This window comes from Pseudomonas fluorescens, from assembly GCF_001623525.1.
GTDB lineage: Bacteria > Pseudomonadota > Gammaproteobacteria > Pseudomonadales > Pseudomonadaceae > Aquipseudomonas > Aquipseudomonas fluorescens_Q.
In genome coordinates, this window is sequence record NZ_CP015225.1 from 906,891 (window position 1) to 930,283 (window position 23,393).

10 protein-coding genes are annotated in these 23,393 nt (G+C 54.7%); 8 read left to right on the plus strand and 2 right to left on the minus strand.

What is annotated here, in order from left to right; genetic code table 11:
- Positions 1 to 422 precede the first annotated feature (422 nt).
- From TK06_RS03895 to TK06_RS03930, 7 genes are all read left to right on the plus strand, one after another.
- Positions 423 to 2,909 carry a hypothetical protein gene (locus TK06_RS03895; protein WP_063320908.1) on the plus strand — a complete coding sequence of 829 codons (2,487 nt, stop codon included), beginning with the start codon at positions 423 to 425 and terminating at the stop codon, positions 2,907 to 2,909.
- Positions 2,910 to 3,192: 283 nt separating this feature from the next.
- Positions 3,193 to 5,004 carry a hypothetical protein gene (locus TK06_RS03905; RefSeq protein ID WP_153044819.1) on the plus strand — a complete coding sequence of 604 codons (1,812 nt, stop codon included), beginning with the start codon at positions 3,193 to 3,195 and terminating at the stop codon, positions 5,002 to 5,004.
- A gap of 178 nt (positions 5,005 to 5,182) precedes the next feature.
- Positions 5,183 to 7,663, plus strand: coding sequence for a hypothetical protein (locus tag TK06_RS03910; protein ID WP_063320911.1), 2,481 nt, complete (start codon positions 5,183 to 5,185; stop codon positions 7,661 to 7,663).
- Positions 7,664 to 7,713: 50 nt separating this feature from the next.
- Positions 7,714 to 9,996 (plus strand): hypothetical protein, encoded by a 2,283-nt coding sequence (locus tag TK06_RS03915; RefSeq protein WP_063320912.1) that lies wholly within the window; start codon positions 7,714 to 7,716, stop codon positions 9,994 to 9,996.
- A 29-nt stretch (positions 9,997 to 10,025) separates the two neighbouring features.
- A complete protein-coding gene (locus TK06_RS03920; RefSeq protein WP_063320913.1) occupies positions 10,026 to 12,935 on the plus strand; it encodes a hypothetical protein in 2,910 nt (969 codons plus the stop codon).
- 48 nt (positions 12,936 to 12,983) lie between these two features.
- The gene (locus tag TK06_RS03925; RefSeq protein ID WP_063320914.1) at positions 12,984 to 13,475 is read left to right on the plus strand and encodes a hypothetical protein; all 492 of its coding nucleotides are present in this window, start codon (positions 12,984 to 12,986) and stop codon (positions 13,473 to 13,475) included.
- A 121-nt stretch (positions 13,476 to 13,596) separates the two neighbouring features.
- The gene (locus TK06_RS03930; RefSeq protein ID WP_063320915.1) at positions 13,597 to 18,303 is read left to right on the plus strand and encodes an RHS repeat-associated core domain-containing protein; all 4,707 of its coding nucleotides are present in this window, start codon (positions 13,597 to 13,599) and stop codon (positions 18,301 to 18,303) included.
- 195 nt (positions 18,304 to 18,498) lie between these two features.
- On the opposite strand, the gene TK06_RS03935 is transcribed toward TK06_RS03930, so the two are convergent.
- Positions 18,499 to 20,088 carry an ABC-F family ATPase gene (locus tag TK06_RS03935; RefSeq protein WP_003181279.1) on the minus strand — a complete coding sequence of 530 codons (1,590 nt, stop codon included), beginning with the start codon at positions 20,086 to 20,088 and terminating at the stop codon, positions 18,499 to 18,501.
- Positions 20,089 to 20,492: 404 nt separating this feature from the next.
- On the opposite strand from TK06_RS03935, the gene lpxO reads away from it, so the two are divergent.
- A complete protein-coding gene (lpxO, locus tag TK06_RS03940) occupies positions 20,493 to 21,386 on the plus strand; it encodes a lipid A hydroxylase LpxO (RefSeq protein ID WP_063320916.1) in 894 nt (297 codons plus the stop codon).
- 15 nt (positions 21,387 to 21,401) lie between these two features.
- On the opposite strand, the gene ligD is transcribed toward lpxO, so the two are convergent.
- Entirely contained in the window at positions 21,402 to 23,369 is a 1,968-nt protein-coding gene (ligD, locus tag TK06_RS03945) for a DNA ligase D (RefSeq protein ID WP_063320917.1), read from the minus strand.
- Between the last annotated feature and the right edge of the window lie 24 nt (positions 23,370 to 23,393).

A 23,393-nucleotide genomic window follows, 5' to 3' on the forward strand; every position in this document is an offset into this window, starting at 1 on the left:
CACCTCAATGAGTCATCGAAAGCCATAATGAATGGCGCCTTTTAACGGCAGGGCTACGGCAAGTTGTCGATACGGTAACAGTCTGCAGAGCGCCAGTAACCTAACAGTTCTGATAGTGGTCGGCGCCATCGGTCAGGGGTAAAACGTCTTTATCGCTGCATGAAAACTCAACGAGGGTGGCGAACCGTTGGGGAAGAGTCCCTGCGTCTGTTTTTTATGTGGGCAAGCGCTTATGGCGCCTTGAACGCACTATTTTTTTGATGGAAAGACTGATTGTCGTTGAAGGACACGGTTCGGTAATCGCTTTTTGCTGTTCTGGCGATCAGATGCTTTTGTGACGTTTATCTCGATAGGAGGCGCTCAGTCGTGAGTGTGCGAGACGGCTCGGCTCACCGTTGATTTTGACATTTGAGGGTATGGCAATGGCAACTACCTATACGTTGGCAGAGCTTCTGAGCTGGATGAAGGATCAGGATCGCATGAGCAAATGGGATGCGATTGTGGCCATGGAACGCAACAAAACCAATCTGCTGCTGATTCAAAACTACATTGATAAGTTCAATTTGGGCAGCTATATCCCGGCCATCACCGGAACCATTGCAACAGGTGGTACCAGTGGCAAATTTCGGGAATATATTCAAGATTTTGAAATGGATGTACCTCGTTTGTATTTCGAGGATACCGGTCTTGATAATTCGAAGGCCAATCTGCGGATGGCCGTTGTGGCCGGTCATCAAGTCTCCATCGAAAAAGACGTGACGGTGTGGCATGCCACGCGCATCTTGGATTATGACCCGCTGGACGGGCCGAGCTTATTCCTGGACCTGTTATTGCCCGAGGTGTCGGGAGAAATTGCCGACAATGGGAATATCCGCCTGGACCTGAGCAAAAGCGATAACTTTCGCTTCACGTTTGCCGAAACCCAGACAGAACAAGAGCTGGCCGGCAGAGTTTTCAAGGCCTTGTTTAATCGATTGGATGAGAAACAGCGTGTCTGGACCCTGGGCATGATTAAGCGGGGCACCAATCCCATGATGCAACCGCGTTCTTTCGGCTTGCGCACGCAGCAGGGTAGCCAGGAGGGCGAGGGAGCGATGCTTGCCTTCGTGCGCATGGAGGGTAGACATGAGGGAGACTTTCCTGGTGCGAGCAGTGGTTTTCGTTACTTGATCCCGAATGACGCCGGAAGAGATTACTCTGCCACTGTATTGGTAGGGCGAGGCCGAGTAGTTATTGCTGAGTTGGTTCGATCGCTGGGGGAAATGATTGATAGCGATGATTTTGATTATGTTTTTGATGACGATAACGGAGATATTGTCGTGACGGCTAAAGGGGGGGGGATTAAGATTCCGCGTGGGACATTTAATCATCGTTTGGAGATGACCACCCTGTTGGGTCCAATATGGGCGGATCTTGAGGTTAGTCATCCTGAATTTCTTCTGGCGGCCAGTGAACGTCTGAAGGTTGAGCTGCATGGGCAACAGATCAGCGTCCGGTGGCTATGTGCCGGGACTGTTAGAGCTAGCATGAATGTCGTAGCAACTAATTATGAGGGGCTTCAAGAGCTAATAGATATATATCCGAGCAAGAGCTTGTATTACCATTTAACCGTCACGGCGTATTACCAATTGATTGATGATGGCGCCGGTGGCACGTTGAAAAGAATAAGGTATGATGTTGAAAGCAATGTAGATCCTGAGTCGGGTGTTGATATTTTTAAGTTTGGCGATGCCGTTAAGCGTAAGTTGAGTTTGGCAGATCCAGTAGATCCAATAGCGGATTTAATAGGCAAGCTGTTAATCTTGATTGGGCTGTTAATGGTACAGGCTGCTGAAGTTTTACTTAATTTGTTGGCGACGGATGCGTCGGGGATGATCGCGGGTGCAATCAAAGAGCAGTTCCCTACGGGCCGCGTTGTGTCGGGATTTATTGCGGAAAATCTTGCGCTTAACTACGGCGAAACCATTCAGATGCTCAATTTACAGTCCCCTTATGATGTCGGCCTGTTCGGTCGCATCAATCCCGCTCAAACAACGTTCGCCATCACCACGCCGGAACCTCGCATTGCCGCCGGCACGCCGCACTATGCTTTTGAGGTTTTTCCTGAAAGAACCGGCCTGAAATGGACTGTTGGAGACCTGCAGCGTCGTGCTGTCAGCGCAGGTACGATCGATGAAGACACAGGGGTCTACACACCTCCGGCAGCGAGTCAGATCGAGGGGCGTTTCACCCGTGTACGGGTCACCGCAACCGACCCTGTTACCCAGTTCAGCAGTTCTGCCTTGGTGACGGTAGTCCGCTCGCGCTTGACGATCAATCCACTGATTCAGATTTGCAATTTAGACGAGCGTGTACCGTTAAAACTTGGCTATCTGAAGGACGAAGAGGACAGCCCTGCGCCTACGGTGGTCATCAACAACCCGGTTCCAGGGGAGAGCGGTTCTATCGAATCCAATAATGACGTTTACACCTATGTCTCGAATAAAGAAGCCGTCGAAGGGAAAACCTATGTGATGGATGAACTCGTGGCGACTTATAAAGGGTATACGGCGTCGGTTTACATGGTGGTTACACAGACAACTCCCGCGATAACCATTCAAGTCCCTGACAGCTTGAAAGGTTTGACAGAAGTCGCTTTAAGAGCCATAGCCAATAACAGGGATATTACCGAACACGTTGAGTGGAGTATTGACTTCAACGGCCCCGGCTCATGGCACAGCGAAACCCCAGGCGTCTATAAGGTTGACGAAATGGCCCCGCAGGCTTTCGTGTTCATCAGAGCGTCCTGGGACTCGGTGGTTATAGGTGTTCTTGAAGGTCATCTACTGCTAGCGCTGCCCTTGCTCGATATTCCCGATGTGCCGCTGAGTGTTGCCGAGACTGATGGCGAGACAGGCCTGGCTTATTGATCTGTATAACGACTTGCTTGCAACCCATTTATTAAAGCTCCCCATGGGCTCGACGCCTTGGTGCAATGCAATAGCGTTGTAGTCGACATAATCGTCGGTCATGACATTGCCGCGATAGCCATAATGAACGGCGCTTTTTAACGGGAGGGCTACGGTGAGTTGTCGATACGGTAACAGACTGCAGAGCGCCGGTAACCTAACAGTTCTGATAGTGGTCGGCGCGATCGGTCAGGGGTAAAACGTCTTTATCGCTGCATGAAAACTCAACGAGGGTGTCAAACCCATGAATACAAAAGATGCCCCGCCGGCTCCCCACATTCCGCTACTCGGTCGCGATAACGTGATTGATCTGGATGTGTTGGGAACAGACGACTTGTTGACCTATGTGCAGTATCCAGGACTTGCAATAGGTCATGGGATCGAACCCAACTGGCGAGGGCGCAGCCCGTTGGGCGAAGCGATCGATGAAACCAACTACCAGGATGTCGATGACCGTTTGGAACATGACGAGAATGGTCATCCAAGAATGCCGATAGTGATTGAGAACGCCAAACTCATCGGCCTGGATCAGGGCGAAGTGTTTTACTCCTATCGGCAATCGGATGGCGGACCGCTGGGGGAAGAGTCCCGGCGTCTGTTTTTTTATGTGGGCAAGCGCGTCAGTATTCTGAGCTTGCCTGTGGCGCAGATGAAGGAATCTCACGCATTGTGCGTGGACCCAAGCGCCATCGCCGGCCCCGCGCTCATCTCCACCGCGCCTTATCAGGCGATGGCCGAAGGTGATGAGCTTACTTTCACCTGGGTGGCCCATCGCGCTACCGGAGGGACCCCTACGACCCATACGATACGCCGGACATTGAGCGCCGATGACGTGGGTAAAACCCTGGAGTGGTCTTTGCCCAAGGCACAACTCACATTGATCCAGAACGGTGGTCATGGGGTTATGCAGTACCAGGTGCAGTACGCCGATCCACAGGATCCGCTCACGGCCGAATCAACTTCCGCCGAACAGACCATTACGGCAGTGGACACCCTTGAACCGTTGTTGCCCGAACTGATTGTCGCGGGTGCCGACAGTGGCTCGATTGACCCGGCACGACACCCCGATGGCTTGCCCGTGCAGGTGCCACTGTATGACAGCCGGCAGCCAGGTGACGTGGTGACGGTATATGCGCAAGGCGACACCAACCTGCTCGCTACCGCGCTGCTGGATGTGTCGGCGGTCGAGAGCGGGATCATCACGCTGGTCCTCGAACACCGCTGGTTACAGGAGAACAACGGCAAGGTTGTCGAGCTGCTTTATCACTATGCGCGGGCAGGGGCTTCGTTCAGCTCGCGCGCGTTGACGCTGATGGTTCGGCGCCCCCTTGAGCTGTATGCACCGAATGTGGATAAGGCCAATCTTTACGATGACGACGGGTCGGGCGTGGTCAAGGGGTGGGTGAATGCCGCTGATGTGCTGACCGGGGCCGTCATCGATATCCCGCAGGACTCCGTGATTGGCAACGATGACAAGGTCAGCATGATCTGGGACGGCTTTGGCGATCCGCTGGTGGTGACGACACCCACGATTGGTAACGACAGGCGATTCAACATTCCCCGTACGGCCGTACCGATGAATGTGGGGAAACATGTTTTGATTCATTACGAGGTTCTGCCGCCAGATGAAGCCGTTCCTCACGCTTCACCGTTTTATGATCTGGAAATAAGAAACTTCGACAGTGGTTGGCCGCGGATCCAGGCGGAAAGGCCGAGACTTAGCGGTGGCTCTATCAAGTTGAGCGAGATCACCGACCCAGTCATGCTCTTTAAATTGGAACGCTGGTATTTCATCGCAGAAGGGCAACTTCTAAACATTCAGGCAAGCGGCGTATCGTCAGCAACAGGCCAGGTAGTGACTCATACGATGCGTGACGAAACGCAGCCCCTTACCGACGATGAATACTACGCTGGATATATATTGCCAGCGCTTGATAAGGGCTTTTTAGATTCGTTGGTAATGGCTGAAAAACTTTCTATCTTGGTTCAGTTGAGCTACGACCAGGGCAGCACTTATAAGAAGGTGGATGAACGGCTGTTTCTTCTGGCGCCCTGAACGCACTATTTTTTGGATGGAAAGACTGATTGTCGTTGAAGGGCACGGTTCGGTAATCGCTTTTTGCTGTTCTGGCGATCAGATGGTTTTGTGACGTTTATCTCGATAGGAAGCGCTCAGTCGTGAGTGTGCGAGACGGCTCGGCTCACCATTGATTTTTACATTTGAGGGTATGGCAATGGCAACTACCTATACGTTGGCAGAGCTTCTGAGCTGGATGAAGGATCAGGATCGCATGAGCAAATGGGATGCGATTGTGGCCATGGAGCGCAACAAAACCAATCTGCTGCTGATTCAAAACTACATTGATAAGTTCAGTTACGGCAGCTATATCCCGTACATTACCGGAGCCATTGCAACAGGTGGCATTGGTGGCAATTTTCGGGAATATATTCAAGAGTTTGTAATGGATGTACCTCGTTTGCATTACGAGGATACCGGTCTTGATAGTTCGAAGGCCAATCTGCGGATGGCCGTTGTGGCCGGTCGTCAAGTCTCCATCGAAAAAGACGTGACGGTGTGGCATGCCAAGCGCATCTTGGATTATGACCCGCTGGACGGGCCGAGCTTATTCCTGGACCTGTTATTGCCCGAGGTGTCGGGAGAAATTGCCGACAATGGGAACATCCGCCTGGACCTGAGCAAAAGCGATAACTTTCGCTTGACGTTTGCCGAAACCCAGACAGAACAAGAGCTGGCCGGCAGCGTTTTCAAGGCCTTGTTTAATCGATTGGATGATGAACAGCGTGTCTGGACCCTGGGCACGATTAAGCGGGGCAGCAACCCCATGATGCAACCGCGTTCTTTCGGCTTGCGCACGCAGCGGGGTGCCCAGGAGGGCGAGGGAGCGATGCTTGCCTTCGTGCGCATGGAGGGTAGACATGAGGGAGCCTTTCCTGGTGCGAACAGTGGTTTTCGTTACTTGATCCCGAATGACGCCGGAAGAGATTACTCTGCCACTGTATTGGTAGGGCGAGGCCGAGTAGTTATTGCTGAGTTGGTTCGATCGCTGGGGGAAATGATTGATAGCGATGATTTTGATCTTGTTTTTGATAATGATAGCGGAGACGTTACTGCGACAGCTAAAGGCGGGGGTATTACGGTTCCTCGTGGGACATTTAATCATCGTTTGGATATGAATCCCGTGGTGGGAGGGCCAATATGGGCGGATCTTGAGGTTGTTCATCCTGAATTTCTTCTGGCGGCCAGTGGAAGTCTGAAGGTTGCGCTGCGGGGGCAAGAGATTAGCGTCGAGTGGCCGTGTAGCGGGACTATTAACGCTAAAATTAATGTTTTAGAAACTAATTATCATCCACTTCAATCGCTCATAGATTTGTATCCGGGCAATACTTTGCGTTACGGCTTAACCGTCACGGCGACCTATCAATTGGTTGATGATGCCGCCGGCGGCGCGTTAAAAAGAATAAAATTTGATGTTGAAAGCGATGTAGTCCCTGAGCCAGGCGATGATTTTTCCGAATTTGAAAATGCCGTTAAGCGTAAGTTGATTCTGGAAGGTCAAACAGCGAGTATATCGCTTATACTGTATTTTTTGCTAGGGCTGGCGATGGTGCAGGCTGCTGAAGTTTTACTTCGGTTGTTGACGATGGATGCGTCGGGGATGATTGAGGGTGCAATCAAAGAGCAGTTCCCTACGGGCCACGCTGTGATGGGATTTATTGCGGAAAATCTCGAGCTTAACTACGGCGAAACCATTCAGATGCTCAATTTACAGTCCCCTTATGATGTCGGCCTGTTCGGTCGCATCAATCCCGCTCAAACAACGTTCGCCATCACCACGCCGGAACCCCGTATTGCCGCCGGCGCGCCGCACTATGCTTTTGAGGTTTTTCCTGAAAGACCCGGCCTGAAATGGGCTGTTGAGCACTTGCGGCGTCTCGCTGTCGGCGTAGGTACGATCGATGAAGACACAGGGGTCTATACACCTCCGGCAGTGCACCAGGTCCAGGGGCGTTTCACCCGTGTACGGGTCACCGCAACCGACCCTGTTACCCAGTTCAGCAGTTCTGCCTTGGTGACGGTAGTCCGCTCGCGCTTGACGATCAATCCACTGATTCAGATTTGCAATAAAGACGAGCGTGTACCGTTAAAGCTTGGCTATCTGAAGGACGAAGAGGACAGCCCTGCGCCTACGGTGGTCATCAACAATCCGGTTCCGGGGGAGAGCGGTTCTATCGAATCCAATAATGGCGTTTACACCTATGTCTCGAATAAAGAAGTCATCGAAGAGAAAACCTATGTGATGGATGAACTCGTGGCGACTTATAAAGGGTATACGGCGTCGGTTTACATGGTGGTTACACAGACAACTCCCGCGATAACCATTCAAGCCCCTGGCAGCTTGAAAGGTTTGACAGAAGTCGCTTTAAGAGCCATAGCCAATAACAGGGATATTACCGAACACGTTGAGTGGAGTATTGAATTCAACGGCCCCGGCTCATGGCACAGCGAAACCCCAGGCGTCTATAAGGTTGACGAAATGGCCCCGCAGGCTTTCGTGTTCATCAGAGCGTCCTGGGACTCGGTGGTTATAGGTGTTCTTGAAGGTCATCTACTGCTAGCGCTGCCCTTGCTCGATATTCCCGATGTGCCGCTGAGTGTTGCCGCGATTGAGGGCGGGACAGGCCTGGCTTATTGATCTGTATAACGACTTGCTTGCAACCCATTTATTAAATGAGGAAAGTAGCGATGGCCAGTTATTCGGTAACCGAACTGTTAGGCTGGATGCAGGGCACCAGCCAGATGCGCGAGTGGGATGCATTGTTTGCCTTGTCGGGTCATTCGGTGAACCAGGCGCTACAAAAGGACCATGCACTCCGATTGAGCCAGGGCATAAGCCTGAATGGCATCACCGGAAGTTACGAGGTGCCGGATACTCCGCTTACCCATCACTTGATCGGGTGCTCATTGAGTTATCCCGAGATTTCCTTTCCATCAACGTCGTATGTATCGAATGCCGTGGGTTCATCCCTGCAAGTGAGCGGCGGTCAAGAAGTGATCACGCAAAAAAAAATTGATCAACAGCTTATCCGGTCGATTTTTCTCTTTAGCCCACTTAATGCTTATAAGTTGGTCACAGACGAGCAACCGGTTACTTTCCAAGAGCCAGCAGCCGGACGCGATGCGCAGGTCGTGCTGGACCTGACGCTGGCAGAAGAACTCAGGCTGACGAGTTCGCCGGTGCTGGAGGAACAGGTCGCTGGCGGCAAGTTCTTCAAGGCGCAATTTGAAGCCTTGGCCGATGAACGTTCCGTGTTTCCGTTGGCCAGGTTCCCGGATCAGGAAAATCCTTTCCTGTGTATCAAGTCCATTGATGTGGGCACTCAATCGAGCGGGGAGGTCGCGGGCGAAGGGGCGTTGCTGTTTTATCAAACCATGGCGATGGGCAGGCCCGGCTACAAACCGAGCGAATACCGATACCTGATCGCCAATGACGCCGATAAGGACTACGCCAGCACCGCGCTGTTCTCGTCCAGGCTGATCAATCGGGCCGCGTTCGGCGGGGCACTGTTGAGCATGTTTGGCAGCAATCACTTCGAACTGATGGAAGACGATGGACATGTGATAGGCATGAAAGCCACCTCGGGCGAGTTGACCATTACAGCTCGCGATTATAAGGACAATCTTTACGACTTTGGCTGTGACACTTTTGGTATCTCGCTGGTGCAAGGAGCTCAGCCACTGACGGCCGAATTTGAACTGACTCGGGCCGTTCAGCACTGGCAAACCAGGGCCGATGTGCCACTGCGTTATCGGCTCCAGGGCAGCACGGGTGGATGGACCTCTTTTACGGTGACGTTCACCTTCAGCCTTGAGCAGGTGTTTCGGATGATGGTCGATGAGTTCGCGCCGTACGAAGTGGGTGCCGAGTTATTTGTGCCACGCACGCAGACGCCGGACGTGACGTATATCAGTGGCCTGCCGGATAACACACCGCAACTCCTGCGCGGTCGGATCGTGGCGTTTATCGGGCATGCGGTTAAAACCGCGTTGATCGAGCAGTACGCCGAATGCCTGACGGCCACCGGTACCCAAGTGTTTTTGGCGGATGTAGACCTGGCGGGTGCCCACCGGTTGCAATCGGAAGTCGTGGCGCTCCCACAGGATTATGTCGACTTTGGCCGGGTTCTTTCCTCCAGCGCCTCGTTCACGATCCGTGCGCCGAAAACGCTGTTACTGCCTGGGGAAATTGTTTTGTTCGAGGTGGCGCCGGCCGCCCCCGGAGTCAGTTTCACAATAGAGGCGCCGGGCGCTTTGGATCCTGGAAGGATGACGCCAGAAGGGGAGTACCGGGCACCGCCGGCCCATACGCTGGGCGCAGCCCCTCTTCAGGTACTGGTCATTGCCCGTGATGAGGCCAGTGACGAGCGAAGTGTGGTCGTAGTAACGGTGATCAGGGAAAGTCTTGTGGTCAATCCCGTTATTCAAGTGTGCAACCCGCAGGATCGCATTTCGTTTTTGGCGGGCTCCATCGGTGGCGGACCATTGACGTGGGAAATAAAGAATCGGGTACCGGGTGAAAGTGGAGATTTGGTCCCCAATCCTGCCACCGGTGGATACGACTATATTGCCGCTGACGAGATTACGGGTGAGGCCGCCTTTGTTTTCGATGAAATCAACGTGACTGATGAAGACAGCGGCAATACATGGTCAAGTTATGTGGTGGCACAACATAAAAACACGATAATGGTTATAAAGCCCGATCTTGAATCTTCCGCCGAAGGTGAACTTCAGTTACGCGCCACGATTAACCACTTTCCCATCGAGGCAGAGTGGTTCCTCCCCTTTGACGGTCCCGGAGAAATCGATAGCGATACGGGGGTGTATCGTGAAGGCGGACCCAGTGCACAACCTTGCGTCGTCATTGGCGCAAAATGGGTTGAACCCGTGCTTGGTCTATTTGAAGGTTACACCATCGTGCCATTACCGTTAGCCGATTCAGGTGCGGTCATTCGAGCGTTGAGTTTGTAATCCATCCTTTTATTGGAAGAGGATTTATCATGGCTACGTTGAATGAAGTTCTTGCGCTTATGCAGGGTAGACTGACTACCCGAGGTTGGGATGCATTATTCATATGCGACCGCCTTCGCATTAATTATCTTCTGGAACAGCAATATGTAACGCGTTATGAAGAGTTCACTTTCTTACCCTATTTGAATGGTCGCACTGTCATTAACGCGTCTGAGAGTCAGTCTGTCGAGGTTAAATCAATCGTTCTCGGTGCGCCGAAGGTGTCTTTCGAGAGTGCGACCTTAGCGGACTCCAGTGCTACGGTGACGATGAATATCGTGGGCGGGGAAATCAAGACGTGGCAATCTCGAGTGGGCGCTTCGGACACTCTATTGTCCACGGGTTACATCACCGAACAACAGGGTTTCACCCTGACGATGAAGGTCAACTTGTTCTTGGTGGTGGCTGAAGTCGACCGGCAAGGCCGTATCACGATGGATTTGAAGGGGGCCAGTACCTTTACCTGCGATCTCTTGGGCGGGGAGCACGCAGAGCGCCTCGGTGCCTATTTTAAAGAGCAGTTTGACAAATTGTCGTCGGACCAGACGGTGTTTCAGCTGGGACGAATCGGCCTCAAGGGCTACCACGGGCTTGCCCCAAGGCGTTTCCGCCTGCGGACCCAGGCTGCACCCGGAGCGAAGGTCAGAGGTGCGGCAAATGAAGGCGATGGTGTGGTGCTCGCATTGATCGAACTGCTGGCCGGTAGTGGCCCGGGGCAAGAACTCGGTGTCGACTTTCCTTACTTGATGCCCGATGACACCAATCCTGGTGGTGATCGCAAATACACCGCCTTGTGGGTGTTATCCCGGGACATGCTGAGGTATGCCAACAATAACGACGTAGAGTTACCGGCGCATCTATCTTTCCCCGGACTGAATTTCTACGAAGAAGTCTCGCAACACACACCTCATGACGTGGTGTCGTTTGGTCGCATCAGCCCCGCACAGACCAGCATACGCCTGGAGCCCGCGTTCCCAGTCATCGAGGCCGGGGGGCGACAGCAATTCCAGCTACTCGATTGGGAAGGCAGGACGCTGACGGCCAAAACGTGGAAAGCCGTCAGCCTGCAAAGTCACTCCGAGGACGGGCACGGCACCATAGACAATGGCTTGTATAGGGCGGTGTCGTCGCAACGTATTGGCTACCACTCGTTGCGTGTGCTGGTGACGGCTACCTATGAAAACAACGGCAAAACCTACACCGCCTCGACTTTGCTCAGGGTGGACTACAGCAAGGTGGAAATCGCGCCGAAACTGGTGACCCACTTGCTCAAGAAGGAACCTGGCGAAGTTACACTGAACGCGACCGCGATGGGGCAGGAAGCCCGATGCAGCCTGCTTGCGCCGCTACAAGGCAGCCTGACCAGGGTTGCCGACACGCAGTGGCGGTTCGTGGCCAGCGCCGAGGCTGAGCTCAAGAGCTTCTCGATTCAGAAGGTGCTGTGCGAGACGCTCGGTGCTAACGTCAAAACAACGCAATCTACCCTGGTGCTGGACAATGCCCAGTCGTTTTTAAGCGTCGAGCCGGCTGTGGTGGAGCGTCTCAACGCCGCCAATACGGTGCAATTGAACCACGATGTTTCTCTGATGCCGCAGGTGCCGCGGCGGTGGCGAGTGGTCAGTGGTGTCGGCAGCGTGGACGAAGGGCTTTACACCGCCCCACCGCAAGGGGTGGAGCAGACAAGCGTGGCGTTGTGCGAAGTCGTACGTAACGGCGTGGTGTTTTTCCGGGGCTACAGCGTGATTGGCGAAAAACAGCAGGACCCGGATCCGACTTGGGAAGTCCCCCTGGCCCTGTTCACGATCAAAGTGGTGGGTGGGCCGGAGCTGGATACGCAAGGTAATGTGCTGGCCAATGGTTACCAGCAACTTCATGTTCAAGTCAGCACCCAGACCAATGGTGTGTGGGATCCAATAGACGAAGAGCTCAAGTACTACAAACTGAGTTTGACGGAGTTGGCAAGCATGCGCCTGCTCTACAAAAATTACAATGAGCTGCCTTTTATACCGGTGGAGGATCTGGGAGTCGATCCGGGGGCGTCACAAGAGTTGCAAGTGCATAAAATCCTGAGTCCTTACTTCGACCTGGCCATTCCATCTAACCCCGGCCAAGTACCGAATGCCGACGCTCTGCGAGCAAATGATTCTCTGGTCGAGCAGGATTTCTATCTTCATTCCGTTGCGCCCGTCAATACCACCGCAACGCTGCATGCCAGATTTCAGAAAGACAGCGCCGATGGCGGTGGTGAGTGGATCGATACAGCGAAAGAGGGGGAAGAGGGCGTCGGTAAACGAATCACCGTCAGGTCCGTGAAGCCTGCAGAGTTTGTATATGATCTCACTCGGGTGCGCATAGCCGGTGGCAGCGGAGGCGAACCTGGCAATGATAACGCTGACTTCGATATGATTCTTAACAGCCAGGATTGGTGGACGTTCAAGTGCAGGGGGCAGGACTTTATCATGCTCGAATGGCTACTTCCTGATCAATTAGAACCGGGTGTTCCGAATTTTATTAATGTGTCTTCCATTCGCTGGGAAAGCGAAAAGCTGGAGGAGACTATGTTTAGTTGGCTGGGCTATTACTTTGAAGATGTTACTGGAAATAATGATTTAAAAAACAAGGTGGCTTTCGATGATTTCATGCCTGATGTTGTAAAAGATCCCCAGCTTCTGGATGTTGCCAAATCCACTCGGTATGACCCCTTCACCTTTGCTGTTTTACTGTGTCGAAACGATAACATTCCGTTCATTTTGCCTCGCGCCCATCCGCGTCCGCGGTTGGATCAAGATTTGAAGGTTGCCTTGCGAGACAAGAACGGCAATCTTCACAAACAGAGAATTTCATTCAAGCCCAAGGGAACCTATTATCATCGTAATTATCTGGATAATACGGCTTTATGATCTTTCCCCTTCGTCCATGATTGGTCGAACCTTTGCAGGTGACTGACAATGAACATTTTTACGAAAATAGGCGCCGGCTTGCTGATTGTTGCCGTTCAGGCGATGACTGTCGTTCTGGCTCAGGGAAGTATTAAGCTATATCAAAAAGGGAGTATAGAGGATCCTGGTAAGACATGCGTTATTGCTATTCCCGCTGCATATAAGGACTATGATATGGCATATCATGGTTGCGATAATGATGTGTACAGCTTTTTTACCCTCGACAATGTGGAGTCTGCCGTGAGAATTGCCTTCGGTTCGGAAAGGAACTGCCGAGTTACGGGGCCGGGCTATACGGGGGACTGGTACTATATGGTGAAGACCTATATTGATCCCACTAATACATCCTTGATTTCACTTCCGGGTGTAGTGGCATCGGCGATACCAGGACAACTTCTCAAACCGGGAGTGATGTTTGTAGAGGGGAAAAACAAAAATAATGAGAATGTCGAAGGGAAGCTGTCCTGTGTTTATATATGGCCAGGTACGCCTGCAAGTTAATCATGCCTGCCTAGCGCTCACTTTTGGTGGTGAAATCTAAAAGCAAGCGGTTGGGAAGCTCAAGGTTACTCAATATTGGCGCGTGGTTTTCTGAGTTTGTTTCTTTCCAGAGGTGGCAATCATGACCGACTCCACGGCGGTACATTCCAACGCTTTCAATTTCATGAGTTACATAGCGGGCGGGGTTGATCCTCGAACCAATCAATACACTTTTTCCATCAACTTCCCCGAATTCAAACCCAACTTCTTGAACGGTCCGCTGCTGTCCCTGGCCATGGGCTTCAATCCCATGAACCGTCATGACAGCGGTTACGGCACCGGCTGGAACGTGCAGCAATCGCAATATCGGGTTCAGCGGCAAATCCTGACCTTGAACAGCGGCGAGCGTTACAAGGTTACGGCGCAACGGGAGGAAGGGCTTCTGGTCGAGCTTCTGATGAAAGAGAAAAAGCTCAATACCTTCCGTTTTTACCGTGATAAAGACGACGATCAACTCTACCGACTGGTGCATAAGTCCGGTCTGGTCGAAGAACTCAGGGTCCATGGCCGGGGAGACGATGCGGTTGCCTTGCCTGTCCGGATGATTGCGCCGGAAGGTCATGCGGTGACGCTGGGGCACTTGCCCTTCGGTGCCCATGATTTCCGGCTTGCGAGCATCAGTGATGAGCGCGGCGATTTGCTGAAGGTAGACCGTCAGGAGGGCAGCGTCATCCTGGACCTGCACCCCACTGCCGGCGCCAACGGCACGCCGTTGGCGCGCTATTCGATGACGCTGGATTCCGGCACCGAGAAGTACGTCAAAGTCATTACTTTGCCGAGCGAAGCGGGTCGCAACGTTGCCTGGCGTCTGAATTACAGGCCAGTGGGCGAATACACCTGCATCGTGTCGGTGGAAACGCCACTGGGCGGGCGGGAAGAAGTGGTCTATGACGCGCAGGGCCATGAGTTTCCCACCGGCAGTGGTCGTCAGCCCATACCCCGGGTGAAAGAACACCGGGTGTTCCCTGGCAGCGGACAGCCCATGGTAGAAACGCATTACAGTTTCACCGACGGTTCGACCTACCTGGAGACCAATAATTTCCTGGGTCGCAATCTGGTGCTGAGTTGGAACGATGAAGGGTTGGATAACCTCTATCAGTTCACTGGCAGCCATTACGCCTACGGTTGCACCGAGCACCTGATGAATGGAGGGGTGGAGGTCCAGCGTATCAAACGTACCTTCAACCAGTTTCACTTGCTCACCCTGGAGACCACGACGCGCAACACGGCACAGCAGGAGGTCGAGACTGTGTATGGTCAGATCCCCGGTGGGTTCGATGGCCAACCAGACTGGTTTCAACTCCCTCACGAAGTCACCAACCGCTGGCGGTTGGGTAGCCAATTACGTAGCGAAAAGTCCAGCAGCACCTATGACAGCTACGGCAATCTGTTGGTCCAGACCCATCCCACAGGTGTTGTCGAAACCAGTTTTTACTACGATAAGGACGGAGAAGATGGCTGCCCGAAAGACCCCGATGGCTTCGTGCGCAATCTCAAAAGTCAAACCCAGACGCCCGCTCCTGGCTATGTGGCCGGTGCGCCGACCCTGCGGACCGATTATCGCTACGTGCTGTATCCATCGCTGGACGGCAGCGGACGTTCGTCGTGGCTGGCGCTCGAACGTGAAACGCTCACGCGAACGGCTCCCGGCGCCGTCATGGAATTACGTAGCACGGCCTATGAGTACTACCACGACAAGGACGACGCGCAGGCGCATGTGGTGCATGGACGCCTGAAGCACCAGTCGGTTGCCTTGAATGAAAAAGCAACGATAACCGCCTACACGTACGGGGTGACGATGGGCACCCTGGCCGACGAGACGGTTCTGCAAACAGTGGAAACGCTGACGACAGACTTCGATCAGGTGCACAAAATCATTACATTGGAAAGCTCGCTACTCAACGGCGAGTCGCTGCTTGAGCGCGACGACAATGACGTAGAGATACGCCGCACTTACGATGTGCTGAATCGGGTCACCAGTGAAACCGTGGCACCGAACGACCCACGCTACAAGGCAACGCGCAATTATGAATATTATCTCTCCGCCAGCATTGGGCAACGGGCCGAGCAATGGTTGTTCGACGTCAAGGGCGTGAAGACCGTGACGGCATTCGATGGGCTTAACAGGGCGGTTTACGAAGAGCGCAACGATGCCGACAGCAGCCAACCGGCAATGCGCCAGACCTATGCCGCCCAGTACGATGTTTTCGGGAACCTGATCGAGCAGACCGAATACGATTGGTGGGGAGCGCAGGAGAAACCCTTCAAGACACGGTTTCTGTTCGACGACTGGAATCAGCCCTTCTGCGAGATCGGCCCGGACGGCGTGGAGCGCTATAAGCAAGTCAATCCGATTGGCGATCGAAACTGGTCAGGCCCGATTGAACGAAGCTGGGAGCAGGATTCGACGAAGGTCCACTTCAGCGGGATCACTGAAACGCGTCTCAACCTGTTTGAAAAGCCTGTCCAGACAGAGCGTCTGGCCTTGGATGAAAGCGTAATCAGTCGGCAAAAATATAGTTATGACGGGTTGGGACGGTCGGTGAAGGAAGAGTTGGGCCTCAGGACTCCGTTGCGCGTTACCGAGTACAGCTATGATGCTTTCGACCGTATGACGCAAACCATCTTGCCTCAAGGTGCCAGGATTGTGCGCGAATATGCCGAGCACAGCGCTGAAGATTGGCCTACACGCATCAGCGTGGATGGACAGGAACTGGGAACGCAAACGTTCGACGGGCTGGGCCGCATGACCGAGTCGGTCACCGGAGGGCGTTTGCAACGCTATGAATACGATCCGCAGCAGACCCGACCTAAGACCGTGACCCCCGCCAGTGGTCAAACGGTCGAATACCAGTACATGCCACAGTTGAGTGATGAACCTCTGCGTCGCCAACTTTCAGGTGGGGACATCTGTAACTACGAGTATGACCCGGCCAACGCGCGATTGACGAAGGCCAGCGTGGGCGGGCGGACACTGGCACGTACTTATTTCAGTTTTGGCGAGCCCAAGAGCGAAACCGTTGAAGCGGATGGGCAAACTTTCGCGATGGCCTACGAGTATAGTTTTCGCAGTCGTTTGCTCAGCTATACCGATGTGCTCGATCAAATACAGCAGTATGAATATGACCCTAAAGGTCGATTGGAGCGTACATCCTTGGGGACGACTTCGTCGGCCTTCACTTACGACGCCTTGGGGCGTGTCGCTACCATCACCACGCAGGACATCGTCGACGGCGCACCGGCGAGAACCCTTGGTATCAGCCTTGAATACGATGAGTTTCATCGTGAAACAAAGCGTACGTTCGACCTTGATGGTGTTATCCAGGTATTGGATCAGGTATACGACGAGTTTGACTGTCTCGTGCGACGCACCTTGACCGAAGGCCCCCAGACGCTGCGTGACGAAACCTATGCCTATGATCTTCGTGGACGCCTGGAGACGTATACCTGTGCGGGCAGCCAACCGCCAATTGATCCGTATGGCAACAGGCTCTCGGGGCAAACCTTTATCTTCGATGCGATGGATAATCTGATCATCGTTATCACAGAGACGGTCGATGGAAAAAACAACATGGCCGAATATCATTATGAAAATCCGCAAGACCCTGCCCAACTGAGTCGAGTCACCAACTCAGGGGATGCGGGGCATCCAGACGAGCTGGTGCTTTCCTATGATGCCAACGGTAACCTGATTCAAGACGAGCAAGGCCGAGTCCTGGAATATGACGCGCTTAATCGGCTGCTCAGTGTGAGTGAGTCCGGATCGGGTAAAACGGGTAACTTCCAGTATGATCCACTGGACCGGTTATCCAATAACGATGACGGTGGCGGTTCCCAGCAACATTTTTACAAGGGCGATCACATCGCCAACCTTGTGGATGGGGAGCGGAGCAGTACCTTCATGCGCGGCGATGACCATTTATTGGCAGAGCGTCAGGGCGACAACACGCTGTTACTGGCCGGTAATTTCACCAACAGTGTAATGAATGAAGTCAGCTCCGACTCAACCCATTCTCTTGCTTACAGCCCTTATGGCCATCGTAGCGCCGAACAACCTATCAGTACCGAACTGGGTTTCAATGGTGAACTGAGGGAGGCTCAGACCGGAGGATATATGCTGGGAAAGGGTTACCGGGTGTATAGCCCGGTGCTCATGCGATTCAATAGCCCGGACAGCTGGAGTCCATTCGGCAAGGGGGGGCTCAACGGGTATGCATACAGCCAGAGGCCGCTCGATGAGGTAGACCCTACGGGGCACTTCGTTGTTAACGCGGCGTTGGGCGCCTTGCTTTTAGGCGTTATAGCTGCCTCCACAAGTGTTGGTGCGGCTCTCACCGACGACAACACGGCTCGCATTGTGTTTATCGCCATTGCTTCGGTAGCGGGGGTGGCGTCGATTGGTTTAGGCGTGGCGGCATTTAGGATGACCCCAGCGCCGAATAGAATGCCCGTTGCGCATCCACGGTCTCGCACTGGAACTGCTTCTCGCCCTACAGGCAATGTGCCGAGACCGACTAACGATCCATTCGCTGGTGCTACTGCTCCCCCGCTTTCTGCATCGGCTGGCGATCCATACGCTCCTACTGCTCCCCGGCTTTCTGCATCCTCAGCGTCGGGAAGGGTTGGCGATCCATACGCTGCTACTGCTCCCCTTCCTTCTAATCCGCCGAGTTATTCTGCCGCGACAGCAAAATCAGGCATGCTACCTAAGTATACTGAGCTGGATTTTGACGAGCTACTGAGAGGGGCGACAATAAGAATGAATGGTATTAGAAGCACAGCTCCATAAGCCTAACCCGCGCAACGCCATTCCTTCACTGTGCTGTTAAAGCCCCGCGTGTTCATGGCGCACGTGTTTGTCGGATTTCCTCATTCTTCTTGCATGAACGGCATCACGGGATATGCGCCTTGAAATACAAAAAGCCCTGTCACAGTGGACAGGGCTTTTTACTTGCCGCTTGAAGCTTGCAACTCGCAGCTGCCCTTAGAACACCACACCCTGGCTACGCAGGTAGTCGTCATAGGTGCCGCTGAAGTCGACCACGCCATCGGCGCTCAGCTCGATGATGCGGGTGGCCAGGGACGATACGAACTCACGGTCATGGCTGACGAAAATCAGCGTGCCCGGGTAGTTTTCCAGCGCCAGGTTCAGCGCTTCGATCGATTCCATGTCCAAGTGGTTGGTCGGTTCGTCCATCACCAGCACGTTTGGCTTCTGCAGGATCAACTTGCCGAACAGCATGCGACCCTGTTCACCACCGGAAATGACCTTGACCGACTTGAGGATCTCGTCGTTGGAGAACAGCATGCGGCCCAGGGTGCCACGCACCAGTTGTTCGCCACCCTGGGTCCACTGGCCCATCCAGTCGAACAGGTTGACGTCGTCCTCGAAGTCGTGAGCATGGTCCTGGGCGTAGTAGCCCAGTTCCGCAGCGTCGGTCCATTTCACGGTACCGGCGTCGGGTTCCAGTTCATTGACCAGGGTGCGCAGCAACGTGGTCTTGCCGATACCGTTCGGGCCAATGATCGCCACGCGTTCACCGGCTTCGACGGTGAAACTGAAGTCCTTGAACAGCGGCTTGCCGTCGAAGCCCTTTGCCATGCGCTCGACGATGACCGCCTGACGGTGCAGTTTCTTGGTCTGTTCGAAGCGAATGAACGGGCTGACACGGCTCGATGGCTTGACCTCGGCCAGTTGGATCTTGTCGATCTGCTTGGCGCGGGAGGTGGCTTGCTTGGCTTTCGAGGCGTTGGCCGAGAACCGGCTGACGAACGACTGCAGTTCGGAAATCTGGGCTTTCTTCTTGGCGTTGTCCGACAGCAACTGCTCGCGGGACTGGGTCGCCACGGTCATGTATTCGTCGTAGTTGCCCGGGAACAGGCGCAGCTCGCCGTAGTCCAGGTCCGCCATGTGGGTGCAGACACTGTTCAGGAAGTGACGGTCGTGGGAGATGATGATCATCAGGCTCGAACGCTGGGTCAGCACGTTTTCCAGCCAGCGGATGGTGTTGATGTCCAGGTGGTTGGTCGGTTCGTCGAGCAGCAGCACTTCCGGGTCGGAGAACAGCGCCTGGGCCAGCAACACACGCAGCTTCCAGCCTGGCGACACTTCGCTCATCGGGCCGAAATGCTGCTCGATGCCAATCCCCAGGCCCAACAGCAGTTCACCGGCACGGGATTCGGCGGTGTAGCCGTCCATCTCGGCAAATTCGGTTTCCAGTTCGGCCACGGCCATGCCGTCTTCTTCGGTCATTTCCGGCAGCGAATAAATGCGATCGCGTTCGGCCTTGACCTTCCACAGCTCTTCGTGACCCATGATCACGGTGTCGATCACGGTGAATTCTTCGTAGGCGAACTGGTCCTGGCGCAGTTTACCCAGGCGCACATTCGGCTCGAGCATGACCTGGCCGCCGGACGGCTCGAGGTCGCCGCCGAGGATTTTCATGAAGGTCGACTTGCCGCAACCGTTGGCGCCAATCAGACCGTAGCGGTTACCCGCGCCGAATTTGACAGAGACGTTTTCGAACAGTGGCTTGGCGCCGAACTGCATCGTGATGTTAGCTGTAGAGATCAAAGGTTTATCCTGCGGAACATTCAGAGTAGCTAAGGGTGCGGCAGTACCTGTTCAGTACCTGTTTGCGCACGTCCCGACCGCGCAAAGGCGTCGCGGTCGCAAGCGCAAGGGTCCATCCGGCATAAGAGGACAGCAGCAATACGGAGCGCCTGGCCCGGTAGACGTGCGTCGAAGCCGCGTTTGCGGTATCGACCAAAGGGGACGCGTAATAGTTGGCGGCGATTGTACTGGTCTGGCCGCATAAACGATAGGGTATTGCCCGGGCAAGACAGTTTTTCACAATTGAAGGATAACTTTTGGTTACAAACTGTGGCTAGAATGCCATTTCACCCTGTGCCACTGCCTTGCCGTTTGGCTGGCCCCGGGGAAACGATCTGTTCACTCCAGCATTGTGACGGTTTTTCGTGAAGCTCATCATTGTCGCACTCTACATCTTCTCCATTGGCTACGTTCATCTGCGCGGTCGGGTGCGGCATAAGTTCGGACGCCAACTGAGCGATCATTCGTCGTTTCTCGCGCCGATCAATTGCCTGCTTTACTTGTGCTCGAAACTGCCCAACAGGCCGTTCCTGAGTCCGGCGCAGTTCCCGGACCTGAGCCCGTTGCAGGCCCATTGGCAAGAGATCCGGGCCGAAGGCCTGGGCCTGCTGCACGCGGGGGAGATCAAGCGTTCCGATCAATACGACGATGTGGGCTTCAACTCGTTCTTCAAGACCGGTTGGAAGCGTTTCTACCTGAAGTGGTACGGCGACAGCCATCCTTCGGCCATGAAGCTATGCCCTACCGAGCTGGTACAGAGCATCGGTTCGATCAAGGCGGCGATGTTCGCCGAATTGCCGCCGGGCTCGAAGCTGGTCCGGCACCGCGACCCCTATGCCGGCTCCTATCGGTATCACCTGGGCCTGGAAACGCCCAACGATGCTGGCTGCTACATCAATGTCGATGGCGAGCCCTATCATTGGCGCGATGGCGAGGCGGTGATCTTCGACGAAACGTTCATTCATTACGCCCAGAACACCACCGACCATAATCGCATCATCTTGTTCTGCGACGTGGAGCGGCCCATGAAGTTTCGCTGGGCTAGCGCATTCAACCGCTGGTTCAGCCGCACCGTGATGGCTGCGGCCGGTGCGCCCAACGACGCGGGCGACAGGACGGGCGCCTTGAACCGGGCGTTTTCCAGGCTCTACAAAATACGGTTACAGGGCAAGGCTCTGAAAAAACGTAACCGCACGCTGTATTACCTGCAGAAGTGGGCGTTCTTTGGCGGCCTGCTGGTGATCTTTATCTGGATTTGAACGCTGGATTTACCTTCATGCCTCGGGTTTTTGCGCATCCAGCTGTTCCCACATCCTGGCGGTGATCCGCTGACGATGGTGGTAGCCTTCCCAAGGATCGGCGCCCAAGCCCTTGGCCCGTTCCAGAGCGGTATAGATGTCCCATTGCTGTGCGTTGCGCAGGGTCGGCAGTTCGGCCCGGGCGATTGGCACCGAGACCGGCAGGCCTGGCCTGGCGCGCACTGAGTAGGCGGCCACCGTGCTGGCGCCGCGGGCGTTGCGCAGGTAGTCGACGAATATTTTTCCGACGCGGTTCTTCTGTCCCATGGTGGCCGTGATGCGCTCTGGCATTTGCCGGGTCAGGAACTGCGAGATAGCCTTGGCGAACGCCTTGGTGGTGTCCCAGCCTTCACTTCTCGCCAAGGGCACGATCACGTGCATGCCTTTGCCACCGCTGGTCTTGAGAAAAGCTTGCAAACCCAACTCGTCGAGCACCGCCAAGGTCATGTGGGTCGCCTCGATCATGGCGCTCCAGGGCAGCGAAGGGTCTGGATCCAGGTCCAGGACAAACAGGTCGGGTGTCTCGATCCGATCGTGGGTCGCGGTCCAGGTGTGCAATTCCACCGTGCCCATCTGCGCCGCGCTGACCAGGGCGTGGATGTCATCGATTTCCATCAGCGCTGCATGGCCCGGGTCCAGTCGCGGATCCAGCTGTTTGATATGGGGAATGTCCAGGCGATCGGCGTGTTTTTGGAAGAACTGCTCTTCGCCGATACCGTCCGGTGCCCGCAACAGCGCGACCGGCCGCTGCTTGAGGTGCGGCAGGATCCACGGGGCGATGTCCAGGTAATACTGCGCCAGCTCGGCCTTTTGCACACCGCTGACACTGTCGATGACCCGATCGGGGTGGGTGATCGTCACACCGTCGACTTTGGCCGCGCGGGTTTTGCTGCGACGCTGGGTTTTTGCTGTCGTGGATTTTATCGGCAGCGGCTGCTCACGAACAACCTTGTTGGCCGGTGTCTCGGTCGAAAAACCCAGGAAAATGGCCTGCCGCACTTGGTTGTCGCCAGTCCATTCAATGAACTCTACCTCGCAGGTCAAGCCAGGCTCGACCCATTGCACGCCGCGTCCTTGCACACCGTTGAGTGGCAGCGCCAGTGGCGAAGTCTCGCGTTGCTGCGCGCACAGTTGCGCATGTAATTGTTGGATTTGCGTCTGGCTGAATCCCGTGCCGACCCGACCGGCGTACACCAGTCCCGACGGCCCGTTGACCGCCAGCAACAGCGCGCCGAAACCGCTGCGCCTGCCTTGGGGGCGGGTGAACCCGACGATGACGAAGGCTTGGCGCAACCGGCACTTGAGTTTTACCCAATCGGCGCTTCGCTGGGACCTATATGGGCTGCCCACGCGCTTGCCGACCACGCTGTCCAATGCGAGCGCGATAGCGCTTTCGAACATGTCGTGCGGGCTGGCCGAAAACGACTCGGAAAAGCGCAGGCGCTTGCTGGCGTTGTTGCCAAGGGCTTTTTTCAGGGCCGCACGGCGTTCCTCCACCGGAGCCTGGCGCAGGTCGACACCATTGAGGAACGGCGCATCGAACAGGAAATACAGCATGTCGACGGTGCGGCTGATGTCGAAGGCCTGGCGCAGGGCCGCGAAATCGGAGCGGCCGGTCTCATCGAGCAGAACCAGTTCGCCGTCGAGCCAACTGTCCCCCAGGTTCCACCCGGCCAGGGCGTCGGCATGCAGCTTCAGCCGCTCGGTCCAGTCCTGGTGATTGCGATTGAACAAGCGGACTTCACCCTGTTCGATGCGGGCCAGCAGTCGATAACCGTGGAATTGGACCTCATAGCGCCATTCGCCGGTGGGCGGTTCTTCCACGGGCGTGGCCAATTGCGGTGACAGGCGCTCGGGCAGGCGGTTTTGAGGCGCCTTTCGGGCTGTCGTAGCCTCCGACTTGGCGTTGGACAAACGAGCAGATTCACTCTCGGCATTGGCCATGACAGATTCCCTTGTATTGCGCAC